Below are 18,314 nucleotides of genomic sequence, written 5' to 3' on the forward strand. Positions count from 1 at the left end.
TTTTTATAATTTGTAATCACCAATTGCTTGTATTGGATTTTGAAGAATCATGTTGATTAATCCATGGATGTGATTTAATATTCCCTGTATTTTCTCTGCTTCATATACGGTTTGATCAAATCCAAACTTTATTGTAAGCTTTTCTTCAGGGAAGCACATAATTCCATACTTTACATGTGGCTCATCAACAACTTCGTAATCCGTGATAGCAAAATTTCTGTTTTCATTTGAAGAAAAGATTGCTGGATTAGTTGGATAGTTTTCAAAAACCCAAAGATGGTCAGTCAACTCAGTTTTTAATTCACTTTGCTTTTGTATATCAACAAATGAATAGTATGCATACTCATTACATTTCAATGTCTCTAGTTGTACCTTTTGCAGGAAGTCCACAAAAGATTGCGTTTCTGTCCATGCTAATCGGATAGGCAAAACATTTGTGAACAGACCGAACATATTTTCAATTCCTTCTACTTCGGGAGGTCTGACTGATACTAGATTAGGCAATACTACTTCTCTCGTTCCGTTGAATTTGCCAAGCAATATTCCCCATACAGCTAGTAATGCCGTATTCATAGTTATATTATTTTTAGTTACAAATGTCTGTAACTGATCAGTCAAATCCTTGTCTAATGTTAAATCCATAAAAGTGAAGTTTAACCCTTCACTTTTAGATGGGACTTTCTTTTTAGGAATACTAATTTTCTGATTGTATCCTGATAAATAATCTTGCCAAAAATGACGTGCTTTCTCATGATCTTGTGCCAAAGTCCAGTCTATGAATGTTTCAAAAGGTTTTACCATAGGTAACTCCGCCATAGTTCCCGCATTTGTAGTTTCGTAGAGCTGGAATAATTCGTCTATCAAAATGCTGACGCTCCACCCATCACATAATAGATGATGGGAACTCCAAATTACCTTATGCTCATTATTACCTAGTTGGAATATACAGAGACGTGTCATAGGTTCATCATTTTTGAATCCTCGACTTAAATTTTCATTCATCCACTGTTTTAGGAATTCTTGCTGTTCTTGTTTCGTCATCTCAATCAAGTTTTTTATTTCTGAATTTATTTGAACATCATATAGAACAGCTTGCCAAGGTTTTGCTTGTTCATCTTGCACAATTATTGTTCTTAAAGAATCATGACGATCAACTAATTGTTTGAAACACTGAATAAAGAGTTTAATATCCAACTCCCCCTCAAGTGCCCAAATTGTTTGTTCAAAATATGCATTTGTATCAGGTTCATTCGTAGCATGTTCATAAATAACTTCTTGGAAAGGTGCTAACGGGTAAATACGTTCTATTTTTATATCCGGCATTTTTTCTTGTATTTTGGTAAGTGTTTGTTGATTAAGTTGTTTATCTTTAATATTTAGTAATGTAGCTTTATTATCGTTCATTATGTTTACATCATTTGTTTGTGAACTTGAAAAATGGTCTAGCTTTTTAACAAATTGAACCATGTCCCTTAATATAGGAAATGAAAATAGATTTTTTGGTTCAAGCTCAAATCCTTGTCGATACAGTCTGACGGACACTTGAATCGCTTTTATCGAATCTCCACCTAAGGCGAAGAAATGATCATTTACTCCAACTTGATCTATTTTGAGTACTTCTTGCCAAATACTAGTTAATATTTTTTCCATTTCAGTTTTTGGAGCAATAAATACTTCATTTGTTTGTTTCTCGGGAGCAGGGAGCGCTTTCCTATCTAATTTACCGTTTGGAGTCAAGGGTAATTGGTCCAAATAAACAAAATAAGAAGGAATCATGTAATCTGGCAAGTGATCTCGCAAATGCTTTCGTAGTTCTGTTGTACTAATATTTTGCTCAGTTACCACATATGCAACTAAAAATTTTATTCCGTTCTCATCTGTTTGATCAATTACGACAGCATGTTCGACTTGTTTATAAGTTAGAAGACAATGAGCGATTTCTTCTAACTCTACTCGATACCCTTGAATTTTTACTTGGTAATCTTGGCGGCCTAAAAATTCAATATATCCCTCAGAATGCATTTTTCCACAATCTCCTGTTTTGTATATAAGACCAAAATCAGGATGTGACACAAACGCTTCATTTGTTTTCTTTTCATCATTTAAATATCCTTTAGCAAGGCCCACTCCCCCGATATATAAATCTCCAATTACACCAACAGGGCACATTTTCTTTTCATAGTTCAACACAAAATACGTTTGGTTTGCCAAGGGCATCCCGTATGGAATACTATTCCAATGTGATTCCACCTGTTTGACCGGATAATAAATTGACCAAATCGATGCTTCTGTTGCCCCTCCTAGTGAAACTACTTCTGCAATCGGAAAATGTCGTTTTATTTTTTCTGGTAAAGAAAGCGGAATCCAATCTCCACTATGTAAAACTAAACGTAAAGAAGAATGTTCAAAATGAGAACCTACTTGATCCAATGCCAAATCCATGATTGCAGGCACTGTATTCCAAATTGTAATCCCTCTACGTTCGACAGTGCGGATTAATTCTTGCATGTCTCTCGGATCACGAATCATTACTAACATTGCACCTGTGCTTAAAGCTCCGAAAATATCGTATACAGATAGGTCAAAACACATGGAAGAGATACCAATAATACGATCATCTTCATTTACCTCATATTTTTGATTTATGTCTTGAATAGTATTTGTAACCGCTTGGTGAGTAATAATTACTCCTTTTGGTTTTCCTGTACTTCCTGAAGTGTATATAATATAGGCAATATCTTCTGGACCAGCAATAGAGGGCATATCTTCTGTTGTATAAAATGACAAATCATTTTCTTCATAAAGACTAGGTTCTAATAAAAGCTTGCATGAGCTATTTTTTAAAATATATGTTTGGCGATCTAAAGGATGATCGGGATCAATCGGAACATAAGCAGCACCTGCTTTTAAAATACCTAGCATATTAACAATTGTGTCAACTCGTCTTTTGGCTAAAAGACCCACTTTGTCACCAAGACCAATGCCCTGCTCTTTTAAGAAGTGGGCAATTTGATTGGAGCGTTTATGAAGTTCCGAGTATGTTAACCATTTTTGCTCAAATACCACCGCTACTTCATTCGGTGTACGTTTTACTTGGTCTGTAAATAATTGATACAGAGTAGTTGAAGGTATTTTTTCTGTTGTTTCATTGTATTGTTCAATTAAAGTTTGATCCGATTCTTTCATCTGCAAAGATGTTATATCGCTTTGTTTCACCAATTGTTCCAATAAGTTAACAAATTGGGAAAACATTGCTTCTATCACATCAATATCAAACAACTCTTCAACATAATTCCAGCTAATTAATAACTCTCCATTTTTTTCAATTACTACATTATCCAAATACACTTGTGGAGTCCGAGCATGAATATAGCGAAGAGAACCAAGTTGTTCCCAAGAGAAAGCACCTGCACCTGCTAACATCGAGGTGAAAACGATTGGCATAACTGCTTTTGGCGTCATTTGATGATATCGAGTAAAATCTCGAATAAAGTTAACTCCATCGTAATGACGATGTTCAAGGCCATCTAATAAAGTAGCTTGCGTTTCTTTTACTCTAGTAAAGAAAGTTTGCTCTGGTTTTACATCAACATCCAACAAAATAAGCGATGTGAAATCTCCTACAATCTGTTCTACTTCATCATGAACAGGATAACGGTTAAATACAGTCAAATTAATTGCTAATCGACGTTGATTACTCCAATATGCCAACACATCACCATATATTGTACAAAGTAGAGCGGAAGGCGTTACCTCTTTCTCTTGTGCTAACTTTCGTAGCTTTGTCCATTTTTCATTGTCCAGGATTTTTGTAAGTGATTGGAATTTAGGAGTAGCAATCTCTGCTGGATCCTTTTTTAACAGCAAAGAAGGTGCAAACGGAAAGTCAGGCAGCTTACTTGTCCAATAATCTTTTGCTGTTTTATATTCTTCGCTTTGTTCCATTTCATCATAGATAAACATATAATCTTGAAAATCAAAAGATAAAGATTCTAATTTTTGATTTGGTTTATAATAATAATGCAACAAATCCTGTCCAACAATGTTCATGCTTGCTCCGTCCATTAATAAAGCATCGTATCGAAAACATAATAAATACGTGTCTTCTTTTAAAAGAAAAGCTTTCAATTCAAACAAAGGCCATTTTCCCAAAGGGAATACATGGTTAGTCATTCGAGAACGCTCTTCTTGCAAGCGAGCATTTTGATTCCTATCATCTAAATCTATGAGACTCACTATTTCAATCTCGTAATCAGGAACGCTTTGTAATATTTGCTGTTTTCCCTCTGGTAAAATTACAGCTCGCAACATTGGATGACGATGAATTACCTTTTGAAAACTTTTTGAAAGACGATTGATATCCAATGCTGTTTCATATTCAAAATATGTTTGAGGTGAAATACCACTTAATTCAAACTGTGAATTCCTTCCTAACATATACGCTGTCTGAACTTCTGTTAAGGAAAATGGATTAGATAAATCTTTAACATGAGTTGGTCTACTTTCAAAGTTTTCCTCTTTATGCTCTAACTTTACACAACAACTCAGTTGAGCGATTGTAGGGTGTTTAAAAAAATCTGTTGTACTTATTTTTAAACCGTCTTTTCTTAATAAATTAATTACCTGAAGTGCTTTAATAGATTCTCCTTTTAATGCAAAAAAATTATCATGAATACCGATTCGCTCGATCTCCATAACTTTTTCCCATGCACGCACTAATTTTTGTTCAATTTCATTGCGCGGAGCAACGTATGGAATTGATACATAATCCGTTTGTGTTATATCCAACAATCTTTTTCTATCCACTTTTCCATTTGGATTCAATGGAATCTCTTCTACCTGAATCATTTTTTCAGGAATCATAAACTCAGGTAATTTATCACTTAAATATTTTCTGATTTCACCAAAAGACACCTTGTTATCCGATACATAGTAGGCAGCTAATAATTTCCTATTTCCATACACTTGATCAACAACGATAGCCTGATTTATTTCTGGATATTCCCTTAATTGAGTTTCGATTTCTCTTAATTCAATCCGATACCCCCGAATTTTCACTTGATGATCCATTCTACCTAAATATTCAAGTTCTCCATTAGGCAACCAACGAACGAGATCACCTGTATGATACATCATTTCCCCTGCCGCAAAAGGACTCGGTACAAATTTTTCATCTGTCAGTTTATTTTTACCAAGATACCCTCGTGCTACCGCTACGCCAGCAATGCAGAGTTCACCAGGAATTCCAAATGGTTTTAATTGGCCATACTTATTCAATATATAGGAATGATAATTCGGATTTGGTTTGCCAATCGTAACTTCTTTGGAAGTGCTCAAGTCTTTTACTGTTGCGCAAATGGTTGTTTCTGTGGGACCATAGATATTTAAAATTGTTGCTTCACTGATACAACGAATTTTTTCAACCAAATCAATGGAAAATGATTCTCCTGCTAATAAAATAGATTTTAAATCTTTTAGAAAATTTGCCCCTTCTGGATCACTCAAAATCACTTCCATTCGCGATGGCGTTGATTCCCATAAATCCACTTTATGTTTTTTGACCAAATGAGCCAATTCTTTTGTTGCAAACTGGTCCTCTGTAGCAATTACTACTTTTGAACCTTGCGTTAAAGGAAGACATATTTCTAACAAGGAAATATCAAAAGATACACTAGCAAGAAACAAGAATGATTGATTAGCTTTTACTTTTTCTCTCATTACATTTAAAAAATGAACTAGCGATTTTTGTTCTATCATTACCCCTTTTGGATTTCCTGTCGATCCTGATGTGTAAATAACATAAGCTAAATCATTAGGATTATGTTCTCGTACTAAATTACTTTCTTCACCTTGAAAAAGATATTCTTTATCAAGATACAGTACTTCACCTGCAAATTGTGGCAATACTTCCTCTGTTCGCTTACTAAGTAAATATTTTGCTTGACTATCTTGTAACATATATTCAATTCGTTCAGTTGGGTAGTTAGGGTCGATTGGTAAATACGCTGCTCCTGCTTTTAAAATCCCCATCATACCAATAATCATTTCTAATGACCGATCTACCATAACGCCAATAATACTTTCTTTTGAAACACCTTTACTTTGAAGAATAGAAGCCAATTGATTCGCTTTCTTATTCAATTCTCTATATGTCAAAGATTGATCATTACAAACAACAGCAATTTGATCTGGAGTTTTTAATACTTGCGCTTCAAACAAATCTTGAAATGATTGAAACAAGTCTATGCCTGTTTGAAAAGTATTCAATCCTTCTAACAACTCTTTTTCTCCTTCTGCAATAATACAAATATCTTTCAATGCCAAATTCGGATTTTGTGAAACTTGCTTTAAAACATAACAATACGAATTGGCAAACTGTTGCAAAGAAGAGAATGAACGGGACTTGCAAGAAATTTGAAATTCAAATTCATTATGTATTTCATTCCATTTTCTTCGTATCCATAGGACTAAATTATTCTCTGCGTATTCTTCTAGTGAATTTTCATTATGTAATCCTTCCATCCCGATTACAATTTGAAAAGGAGTTAAATTGTGTTTAACTAATAATTCAGAGAGCGGATACTCCTGATTTTCATACCCGAATAAAGTCGTTTGTTCAATCTCATTTACTAACTGTTTAAAGGTGTGATGCGGATGGATTTCACTTCCTAAAGGAATCAACTTATTAAGATTCTCACTTTGTTCAAGATTCTTTTCAATTATAGGAATACCAATAGTAATTCTTTCTTGATCTGTATAATGTGCCAAACAAACTCTTAAAGCGGCTTGAAACCAGCTAAATAATAATAAATCTTGAGACTTACTTATTTTTTGTATATTTTTACTAATTTCTACATTCACTATGACTTGAACGTACTCACAAGGTGTTTCTTTATTTAGTTGGTAATCGCTATTAAATACAGAAAAATCGAGAATCTCGGAAGATAATTGCTCCTTCCAAAACGCTTCTACTTCTTTATTTTCATGAATCGAACTTCGATCTTTAATGTGCATTTTTATCTTTATCCCCCTAATATTCATTTCTTCTACTCGTTAATTTTCAAGCCAACTTCAAGCCCATGGAGAAACACTTGATGGTTATCCAAACATAAAAATTGCTGAATCTCTTCAAATTTCATATGACCAACTGAACAAACCCCTAAATTTAATGTCTCAGCAACCATATTTAAGGTAGCAGTGATAATGCCTGACTCAATACAAGCAAATAAATATCCATCTGAACCGTATTTCGGAATGGAAGCGTTCGCATTATAAGCCAAATAAACTGAGAATGCAGATTGAGTAAATAAATCTTGATTAATTAACTCATGATCAATTTTGATCACTTGATCAATGTTGTTTACAATCACAAGACTATTTTTTGATGGGTTATAATAATAAAATCCAGCTTTCATACCCTCTATACGTTTTGGTTTTATATAAACAAAGATATCAATGGGATAGAGCCCGCCTGCACTTGCGTAATGATAGTATATTTTTTCTTCCTTAACCTGTTTTAGAGTTGATAAGAATTGGGAAAATTCCGAAAAACCAATGTGTTTTTCCATTTCAAATTGACGACAAGACCTACGTTCCTTGATTATAGTGGGTAGCTCATCTGTTGTTTCAAGTTGAATTTCGGTTGACCGTGCAGCAACGTGCGTGCGATTTAATTGTTCACTCATATACTTATCTAACTCTTCTTTAGAAAAGCGAATCTGGTTGCTATATGGATTTGGAAAAATCTTTTCTTGTGAAGAAAATACTTCTCTTGGGTGTAATATGTTACTTACTAACACACGATTTTTTATCATGAGTTCTATGTTTTTTTGTGTCTCTTCTACATTTCCTAACGAAAAGCGCTCTACTAGTTCACTAATTTTCACACCTTTTTGAGCCATAAAATAAAAATCAGGAAACCACTCAGACAGAATACCTGTAAATCTCATTTCCCCTATCAAAACTTCATTATGCAACTTCTCCCAATGCTTAATCGGAGACCAGTAATAAATTTTCTCGCTCATATAACCCTCCATAAATGTTTAACTTATTTTTACAATGCACTTTTCCAAGCTACAAAAAATCATCATTTCTCTCATGAAGGTTATAACACGTAATTCAAGAGAATTTTGGGATAATAAAATAACATTTTTCTCATTATTTTTTTTATTTCATCACAAAAAATGATTTTTTATTAGACATTTCACATCCTTTCCCATAGTAATCCAATAAGGTATAAACCATTTATAACATTGAGAATATTCATTTATTTTCAATGTGAAATTATTGTAATGGATTGGAGAGCAGTTGAATATAGTTATTAAATCAAATAATGTTGAGAAAGTTTTATTTATTATATCGATAAAATTTTATGATTCATTTTATTACAAATAGATTAAGAAAAGAGCTTTAAATTTTTCTTAAAAAGTTAGTGTAAAAATACAACATATTATTACATACAAAGAAGTTACTTACATATCATCTTCAAAATAGAGAAAAGACACCTTGAAGGGTGTCTTTTCTCTATTTTGATTCCATATACTTTTGGCGCCTTCGTTATTTTTAAACGGTTTATAGGAATTAATACAATTCGAACATCTAGCTCGTTATATGTTCGAGTATGTAATAAAAATTATATAAATTACGAATGGATTTCAGATAATTTTATCGATAAACGCAAAGATATATTCTACTCCTACGGTTACAATAGCAATAACCTATTGCTTATTTTTTATTAAATTGTAATATAATTACAGTATGTGAAATTATATTACATTAACTTTAAAAGCGAAGTGAGAATAATCTTCACTTCGCTTTTAAAGTTTGCAATCCTTATTAAATTTGCTCAATTCAGTATTTATTTCCACACTCTTCGCTTTTATTTAATCGGTTTTTCTGATTTTAAAACAATGGAACTTAGTGCAGGAATTTTAATTTTATTGTCATGTACAACATAAAGTGGTTTACTTCCCGCCTGCTTCCCGTCTACTAGTACTTTCCAAGGACCTTTAAATGGAAGTGTTATTTCAACAGCTTCTCTATTTGCATTGTGAGCCACTGTAAAGTATTCATGTTTATTCCCCTCTATTGTATAAGTTACAGTATTTTTCGGAGCATCAATAAATGATACGTGTGTTTTTATTTGATCTGCAGATGTCATTCGAAAAGCTGAGTACTTTTTGCGTAATTCTATTAAACCCTTCATATAATCTACTTCATTATTAAACGTTGCACGGCGCAACCAATCCATCTGGTTAATTGAATCTGGAGATTTGTAACTATTATGATCACCGTATTTCGTCCGCATAAACTCTTGCCCTGCATGTAAGAATGGAATTCCTTGTGATGTTAATAAAATCGAAGAAGACAATTTGTGCATTTGTTTTCGCACTTCATCGCTATCATCTGAATTAGTTAACTCAAGTTTATCCCATAATGTATGATTGTCATGTGCTTCCACATAAGTTAATACCTGTTCCGAATCTTGATAGGTAGATGAATTTTTATCGTAGTCAATACCTGCCGTAATCCCTTTTTTAATACGATCTTCCATGTTTTCCTTCCCATTTATAAAACCATTTTCCTTCTCCTCAAATACACTACCCTTCAATCCATCACGTATATTATCATTAAAATGAGCAATCCCTTTCATTTTCCCTGCATTTTTTTGATTTGCTTTCAGCTCAGCAGCAAGAGGTGTATTTAAATCCCATCCTTCTCCATGTAGTATAATAGAAGGGTCAATTTGATTAACAGCTTTACGTATTTCATTCATCGTTTCATAATCATGAATACCCATTAAATCAAAACGGAATCCATCTAAATTGTATTCTTTTGCCCAATATGTGACGGAATCTATCATAAATTTCCTCATCATTTTTCTTTCTGAAGCAGTATCATTTCCTACTCCAGTTCCATTTGCAAATGTTCCATCTTCATTGTAACGATAATAATAACCTGGAACTAACTTATGAAAATTAGATTCAGCAGCGTTATACATATGGTTATATACGACATCCATCACTACTCGAAGATTATTATCATGTAGTGTTTGAACCATTTGCTTTAATTCAGTTATTCGAACAATTGGCTCATAAGGATTTGTAGAATAGGAGCCTTCTGGAACGTTGAAATTTTTAGGATCATATCCCCAGTTATATTGCGGTTCATTTAAAGTCTCTTCATTTACAGAAGCATAATCAAATATCGGTAAAAACTGAACGTGAGTAACACCAAGATCCTTTATATGATCAAGTCCTGTTTTTACACCTTCTGGCCCTTTTGTTCCTTTTTCTGTTACACCTAAATACTTCCCTTTCTGTTTAATACCACTTTCAGGTTGAATGGAAAGATCGCGTACATGTAACTCATAAATAATAGCATCTTCCGGATTTTTAAATTTTGGCTTTTTGTTTGCTTTCCATTTTTTCGGATTTGTTTCTTCTAAATCAACAACTGCACCTTTATCTCCATTTACAGAAGCAGCACGTGCATATGGATCAACTGCTTCAGTCCACTTATCACCAATTTTGACTTTATACGTATAAAAGAGCCCTTTTTGATTCCCCTTTAGTTCTGCAGTCCAAGTTCCTTTTTCACCTTTTTGCATGTTTATTTCAGTACCTATTTTATCACTCCATTTTTTATATGTAACCAACTTCGCTTCACTTGCAGTAGGAGCCCATACACGGAACTTTGTATATTGCGGAGTATATATATTTCCCAAATCATTACCACCATAATAAAATAAATTGTCGAATTCCTCGCTACGAATGACTTTACCGATTTCAGTATTTGTATCATCTAAGTTTTCAATTTTAACTTTGTATGTTTGTTTTAAATCAATTTTCTGTTCCGTAATTATTTTAACCTTATTAGTAACATCTCCACTGTTTATATCATAAGGAGTAATATTCTTAATTTTAATGCCTTCAATTTCAATTTTCTTTTCCTTAATATTAAACGGGACATTAGTCGTTACAGTAATTTCATGGAAACTATCAATAGTTGCTTTTTGAATTGAGAGATCCGATGAAGGCTTAGAGTTATATACTTTTTCATCACCCGAAAGAATCCATACTTCAGCACGACCGTCCTTTATATTTTCAATCCAACGATCTCCACCATCTTTTTCCCATTCATTTGTTCGAACTATAAATCCTACACGATTATAGTCACCTTCTATTTTTATCTTAGCGTATTTTCCAAATTCATCTTCACCAGTAAATTCATAAGATGTACCATTCGCATTTTCTCCCCATAACCAAAGATTCCAGTCTTTTGTATTTCCAAGCTTTTCTTTGTAATGAATGATAATTTCAGTTGTTTTTGAATTTGAAATTGCCTTCACACTCTGAAAGGAGAAAACAGATGATAACATAACGATTAAAGTAATTAATAAAACTGTTTTATTAATTAATCTTTTTATAATTTGCACCACATACACCCTTTCTTCAAATATTACTCTCGATTTAATATGTTTACACTACATAACACTGCTTAAATTAATCTAGAAATCTCTTTTACTTCACCTCCATATTGGCTATTTTCACGTATGTATTTCAATGACCTTTTAATACGAAAGCGTTTGCATTAATGGTTAAAAAAATAGATTTGTTTATACCTTCATATATTTGTAAATACTAAAAGATCAGGGAAATCATTTTAAAGCAATCGTTTGTTATTGCTTTCATTTTATAGACTTTCTATCAAGAGGTCAATATATTATTAATTTTCTGTTTTTATACACTTTAAACCTTATTTATATGTCGCTACTTCTTAAAGGGAAAGCGCCTCATTATTGCTTAGTCAGTTTATTTTCAACAATACATTGCTACGTAAAAAACAGCTAATATCCTTAAAATGATATTAGCTGTTTTTCATAATGTTTTAATATGCGAATAAGAACTATATTTCTAAATTACTTAATTTTTGCTGCATCAAATGCTTTTTGAACTGCTTGAACTTCAGCTGTATTTGCACCATATTTATTAGTTGCCACTCGAATACATGCTGATCTCAATTCTTTGAAATTAGAAGTCATGTTTAACTCATCTGTATTTGCATAATAGAAAATATCAAACATTTTATCTTCACCAATTCCTTTAACAGTTACTCCGTTATGAGTTCCGCCTTTTGCAATGAGATACGCAACTTTATTAATAATACTTGAATTAAAATGAACACCGCCTTGATCCCATCCATTAAAATCGTTAAATTCACTGTAATCATCTGGATAAGGTACTCCTAGTGAAGATGGAACAGAAGCTGGGTTTTCCATATCACGGAAAATAGATCCCGTTTGTTCTCCCATTGTCCAGTTAAAGTTTCCATTATTTACGTATTTCTCAATAGATGTTCCCATAATATCAGATAGCGCCTCATTAATCGCACCAGATTCCCCGAAATATTCAAGATTAGATTCGCTAGAAGTAACAGCATGTGTAAATTCATGTCCAGCTACGTCATATGCTTTAACAATAGGATCGCCATATACAAGCATACTTCCATTATTAGCACTTAATGCATTCTGCCAATTTTTCGGATCATTCGTCTCTTCAGAATCCCAAGCGTGTACAACTGAAACTACTTTTTGTCCTTTATTATCAAAGCTATTACGCTTGTATTTATCTTTATAAAAATCAAATACTTTTGTTGCTAAGTAATGAGCACTTACTGCTTTTGGATCGTTAAATGTTGCCGAAGTACTAGTCGCTAATGTACCAGGATAATAGCTTTCTTCTTTAGTAATATCTCTGTAATTCACATCATATGTTTCAATGCCTTGCCCTCTTGTATAATCAGCAAGAGCATATTTGCCATTACTTTGTTTAGAGATACCAAATGAACGAGAAATACCTAAATCATCTTTTCCTGTTCCAGTTAATGATGTAAGACTGCTTTGTTTACTTTTCTTTAAAGCGCCAACTAGTTTATCACTGGCTTTTAAGTTAGATTCTTGTACCATATTTTTTAACATATCACCATTTTGTGCATTTACTAAATAAGTACCAGAAATATAGTTTGGTGTTGCAGCTTCAAACGTAACTTGGTATGCATTTTTAGCTTGTCCATTATTTTCATCAACAAAAATAACCTCTTTAACTTCTGGCTCAGAAATAAACTTGATATCGTTCCCGTACTTCGTATAAATAAATTGTTTTGCTTCATCTTTTGATAGATTAATAGGTTTTTTCAATTCTTCTTGTTTTAGATTTTGCGCGCTATCACCTGAAACACTTTTAATAACACCCTTATTATCTACGTGCGCAGTTAATTGATGGCCATATACTTCTTTTCCTTCGTATGTTTGCTGCATACGCACAAGTGTAGTTCCATCATACGAACCACGTTTTTGAAGGACTTTATAATCTACTCCAGTTTCTCCATTGACTTGTTTTTGGGACAGAGCTTGTTCTGTTTTCTCCTTAAGTGCATCCTTTACTACATTTTCTGGTGCCTTTTGTGACGGCTGTGTAAGTTCACCCGAACGGAACGATTCCTCCTGAATTTGAACTTGTAGTTGATCTGTTTCCTCTGCATGACCTACCCCATATGGTGCCACAGCTGTTAAAGCCAATCCTGTTGTTAATGCTACCTTAGTTAATGTCTTTTTGTTTTTCATTATTTCACCTCGTATAATTTTTGAAATAGAAAGCTTGTACAAAGTATACTGTCTATTTCTGTCGGAAAAAAGAGAAAATACACAATTTATGTAACATTATGCAAAATTACATAAATTGTGGTCAATATTATAAATAATGAATGGAACACATATGAACATTAATTTGAATAAAAGAGAGTCCTTATAGGCGCTCATCCAATTGGTTAGTTATTAATTATCTATATTCATTCTAATAAAAGTATACTTAAATCTAAATAACAACATAAAAACCCACTCTTTACTACTGTAAGAGTGGGTTTCATGCTATTAAAATAACAATTACTATAAGAAACCTTTTAATTTATATTTTTTTAGTAATCCTACTAAGTTTTTTGTAAAATTCACCTTTTGTCTTTGCATGAATAAACTCATTTGGACTAATATTTACTTTTTGTGAGAGTGCTACAATCTCTTCTTTTGAAATTGAGTCTTTCGTATTTATAGATGCTATATTTGTGTATTTTCCGTCTTCTGTTTTTGGAATTTCTAAAATCCCTTTATTCACGAGATCAACTACAGCCTTATGCTCTGAAGAATGTAAATCTACACCAGTAATTTTCCAATTACGCATAACTTCTGGCGTGTATACACCATTCTTTACCTCTTTTAAATATGTAATAGCAAGGTTACGAATGGTTCCACCTGTTTCTCCAAATGCATTCTCTTGTTTAGATGACCAAATTTGTTCAAACTTACGCCCCTCTAAAGCTCCTCCTTTTGCCTGAAGAGCCTCCATTCTATATGCATTCATTCCCAGCGTCATAACATCGCTCATTTTGATTGGTTTGTTTGTACGAATAGAGCGTAAATTTGTAATTCTGCTTCCGTATGGTTTTGTTAAGTCAATTTCGTATTTTACTCCTCCAAAGAAATCGTTCGTACTGTATTTAGATGCACGGCGGGTTTTATCAAAACTAACGGTTACATCTCCGACACGAGATGAGTTAAAATATCCTGCTGCCCATTCCATATAGTCTTTTAAATCTTTTCCAGAAATCTTATATACTGTAATTTCTCCCAAGGCATATTGGTAATTGTACGCAATATCCTTTTTCTTAATAGGACCTGTATCTAAACGGGCATAATCATTATCAATTTGATGGGCTACTACATCTGCTTTACTGTAGTAGAGCATGACTTCATGAAAGAAATCTGATAAAGGTGTTTCTTGAATCTGAACACTTGGAATACCCTTTATTTCATTTTCAGGAACAAGATTTCTACCCTTTAATTGAGCGACTACAACATTTGCATCTCCTCTCGCATATTCGTGAAAAGGTGTTAATGTTTCTTCAAGTGTAGGATCAGATAATATCGTTGTTCCATCAGCATTTTTTACAGGTATAGCGGTAGCGGTTTTATCTTTTAAAACCAATTTCCCATCTTGCTTTGTAAAAGTAAGGTCAATACGTGAAATATGTGTTCCATATTTATCTGGTTCCGTAATAATTACGCCATTTACAACTTCTTTTTTTACAAGTTTATGCATATGAGCTGCAAAAATAGCGCTTAATTCCGGACAAGCATTTGCAATATCTTGAACACCAGTACCAGGGATACCATTCTCATTTTCTAATCCCATATGCATAACTCCTACCATTACATCTACTTTACCTTCTAATTCCTTAATTGCCTTTTTCGTCTCTTCTACCGGATTTTTCACCACTAAACCATCTAAGTGATCTGTCCCTTTTTCAAAATCACTAATCATTGGTGTATTCATACCAATAATCCCAACTTTAATTCCACCTTTTTCTACAATTGTATATGCAGGAAGAAAGCGCTCTCCATTTTCCTTATAAATATTTCCCGCTAACGTTTTTCCCTTATATTGCTCACTAACTTTTTTCAATGTATCTAATCCAAAATTGAATTCATGATTTCCAAATGCCCAGGCGTCATATCCCATTGTATTCATCGCTACCATCATTGGCGATTGTGGTTTATCGTTGAATAATTCTACTGAGTTTCCTTGAATTGTATCCCCAGCATCTACTAATATGGTATTTGGATTTTCTTGACGGACCTTCTTTATAACCGTATAAAGCTGCGTCAAACTTCCACTCATATTTGCTCCATCAAGCGCATAATCCCAAGGCATAAATCTACCATGAATATCTGCAGTACCTAACAATGTAATATTAACTTCAGATTCCTCAGCCTTAGAGATAGGTGGTTTGACTATTACTGCTGTTCCAAGCAGTAATAGAATTACAAAGTAACATACATAGTTCTTCCATTTCATTTTTTGCATAATAATAATATTTCTCCCCTTTTTGTACTTTCATAAAGTTGCTTGAACTTTAAAAATGTAACTTATTATTCAGGAAACTTCAACTACAAAAGATAATTTTGAAGGGGGTTCTGTTGCAAAAATAAAGAGAATAAATTGCATACATCCCCTGACAGAATACCCCTTCCTTAAGCGTGTGAAGAGTACTTTCAAAATAAGGACATATCATTCATCATCATAAAATCATTATTTCAATTTACTAAAATTCGCATATAAAATATGTTATGATGATTATTTTTTGAATTTCATTGTCGAAGTATTTCCTTCTCAATGAAAATACTTCCAAAAAAATAACCCCGCTCTTCATTTAAGACAGGGTTACACTTATACAGAAAATCGGATAGTTTCATATTTTCTTAAGCTTATTGGTTACTTTCAACTAATTTCATTCTATTTTTGTTTTCTTCTGAATCAATATGAATCAACCGTTTTCCCTGTTTATAATACGCATCAATAAATAGGGAATGATTTTTACTTTTCAATTTCACAAAGCAATTTTATCTCTTTTATTTGTGAAATATGACGCTGTTCATGTAAATAAATCAGTTCTATCCACTGATCAAGGGATAATTCTCCAAGAGCTGGATGCATCACTGCTTTTTTTGCTAATATAGACTCATCTTCTATTGTACTCAGGAAACGCATCAATTCTTTTCTCGATTCGTTTAGCATATTGAGCATTTGCTCCACTTCAAATGGTTCTATACTTGGTTCAATCATTTCTGGAGCTATAAACTTTTTCGTTCTATCTAATAAAATAGTGTGAATTTCTTTACGCTCATTTTGGGTACTATCTAACTTTTTTAATCCTGATGAAATAACTGTTATAACTCTCTCATCTAATAAAACTAAATGATGACAAACTTGTGCAATACTCCATTTATCCTTATCTGGTTTCCTATTAAATTGAGCATCACTTAACAAATTAATTTCCTCAACTAATTGATCTCTCGTTTCATAAAACTTGTCATTTACAAATGTATCCATGTGGATTCTCCTTCATTGCAACCTACATACTTAAATTCCTACGCTAGAAATATTATCTTCAAAAAAAGTTTTTCTTTCACTACTATTCCAATTTCATTTTAAAGCTACAAATGAAATTATTTGTTTTTTATATCTTTTTAATTGGCACAAATAAATTAACCTTTAACTTTCCGTCTAGATCTTCAGCAACATTATTTAAGCAAAACTCTAAATTATCTCTATCATAATCTGCATCATACTCACTATTTGGTAGCCACTCTGCATACATGTATTGATACGCTTCACTTAATTTATGAGGTTCATCATAGAACTGGTATAGACCATATGTACCTCCATCTAATCTTTTAAATTGCACATCATGATGCTTTTCTTTATCGAAGTTTTCAGGAATCGTAACACATGCATCATGCCGGCACTTATGACTTGCAACAAGTTCAGGATTATCCAATGATATTCCGATAAATGATTGCTCTGGTGGATACAGTTTATTTTCAATTGACCAATTCAGTAACTTTCCCCAGTGATCTTGCGGTTCAAAGTAGCTACCAGTTCGTCTTATATACGCTACTTCTAATGGTGGTAATTTTTTTATAACAACTTTCATTTATATCTTCTCCCCTATAAATATGTACACTGTTTAATTAGCTTTCTTTAACATTTATTCCTTCTTAAATAAAAAGAATTCTCTAATCATATAAAGTGAAACTTTAATCAGCGGGAGATGAATTTGAATTGAAATATAATTGATTACTATTACTACTAAAGTAGTATGTACTTTCATACTTTTATTTGATTTTACATTCTTTTTAAATCGATATATTAATTGTAAGAAAATAAAAAGGTGGAGGATTTTAATTGATTAAAGGAATATACGAAGCGCATTTACCAGTGAGTAATTTACAACAATCTATCGAATTTTATGAAAAACTAGGGTTGAAGTTAGCCTGGAGCGATGAATCAACAGCATTCTTTTGGATTGAGGATGGGAAAAGTTGGCTAGGATTATGGGCGGGCTCTGAATACGAAACAAAATATCATCCTTCTTTACGTCATATTGCATTTAGAGTTTCCTATGAGGATTTAAAAGAATCATTACATTGGTTACACTCACTTCAAATTAAAGCTGTTCCGTTTGGGAGTAATGAATCTATTGAACCATTTGTCCGTCCACATCAAGGTAATGCATCTGTTTATTTTATTGATCCAGATGGTAATAGCTTAGAACTTATTTGTCATATTTTTGTACCTAACTCACTAAAACATATAAATGATAAATTATCCTTGAAAGATTGGGAGACACTATTAGCTGACACATTTGAATGAATATTAGTTATAAATCATAATGGCTCACCTTTATTTTTATAACATGTA

General features: G+C 32.8%; 8 protein-coding genes. 1 reads left to right on the forward strand and 7 read right to left on the reverse strand.

The genetic code is table 11. The features are described 5' to 3' along the window. Positions 1 to 3: 3 nt before the first annotated feature. From ACTFRH_RS09770 to ACTFRH_RS09800, 7 genes are all read right to left on the reverse strand, one after another. A complete protein-coding gene (locus tag ACTFRH_RS09770) occupies positions 4 to 7,014 on the reverse strand; it encodes a non-ribosomal peptide synthetase (RefSeq protein ID WP_000547605.1) in 7,011 nt (2,336 codons plus the stop codon). 32 nt (positions 7,015 to 7,046) lie between these two features. Further along, entirely contained in the window at positions 7,047 to 8,024 is a 978-nt protein-coding gene (locus ACTFRH_RS09775) for a SagB/ThcOx family dehydrogenase (protein WP_001290956.1), read from the reverse strand. Positions 8,025 to 8,878: 854 nt separating this feature from the next. Continuing rightward, positions 8,879 to 11,437 (reverse strand): type I pullulanase, encoded by a 2,559-nt coding sequence (gene pulA, locus ACTFRH_RS09780; protein WP_440048824.1) that lies wholly within the window; start codon positions 11,435 to 11,437, stop codon positions 8,879 to 8,881. A gap of 483 nt (positions 11,438 to 11,920) precedes the next feature. Further along, positions 11,921 to 13,624 (reverse strand): M4 family metallopeptidase, encoded by a 1,704-nt coding sequence (locus ACTFRH_RS09785; protein WP_000791456.1) that lies wholly within the window; start codon positions 13,622 to 13,624, stop codon positions 11,921 to 11,923. A gap of 340 nt (positions 13,625 to 13,964) precedes the next feature. Then, positions 13,965 to 15,917, reverse strand: a complete 1,953-nt coding sequence (locus tag ACTFRH_RS09790) for a bifunctional metallophosphatase/5'-nucleotidase (protein ID WP_001171080.1) — start codon at positions 15,915 to 15,917, stop codon at positions 13,965 to 13,967. Between the two features lie 510 nt (positions 15,918 to 16,427). Further along, positions 16,428 to 16,943, reverse strand: coding sequence for a DinB family protein (locus ACTFRH_RS09795; protein WP_000379370.1), 516 nt, complete (start codon positions 16,941 to 16,943; stop codon positions 16,428 to 16,430). 127 nt (positions 16,944 to 17,070) lie between these two features. Beyond that, on the reverse strand, positions 17,071 to 17,547 hold the full coding sequence (locus ACTFRH_RS09800) for an AraC family transcriptional regulator (protein ID WP_000869610.1): 477 nt from the start codon (positions 17,545 to 17,547) through the stop codon (positions 17,071 to 17,073). A gap of 251 nt (positions 17,548 to 17,798) precedes the next feature. Between ACTFRH_RS09800 and ACTFRH_RS09805 the strand changes: the two genes are divergently transcribed. Continuing rightward, entirely contained in the window at positions 17,799 to 18,266 is a 468-nt protein-coding gene (locus ACTFRH_RS09805; protein ID WP_000589637.1) for a VOC family protein, read from the forward strand. Positions 18,267 to 18,314: the final 48 nt, after the last annotated feature.

This window comes from Bacillus cereus group sp. MYBK216-1 (assembly GCF_051916495.1).
Taxonomy (GTDB): Bacteria; Bacillota; Bacilli; order Bacillales; family Bacillaceae_G; genus Bacillus_A; species Bacillus_A thuringiensis_K.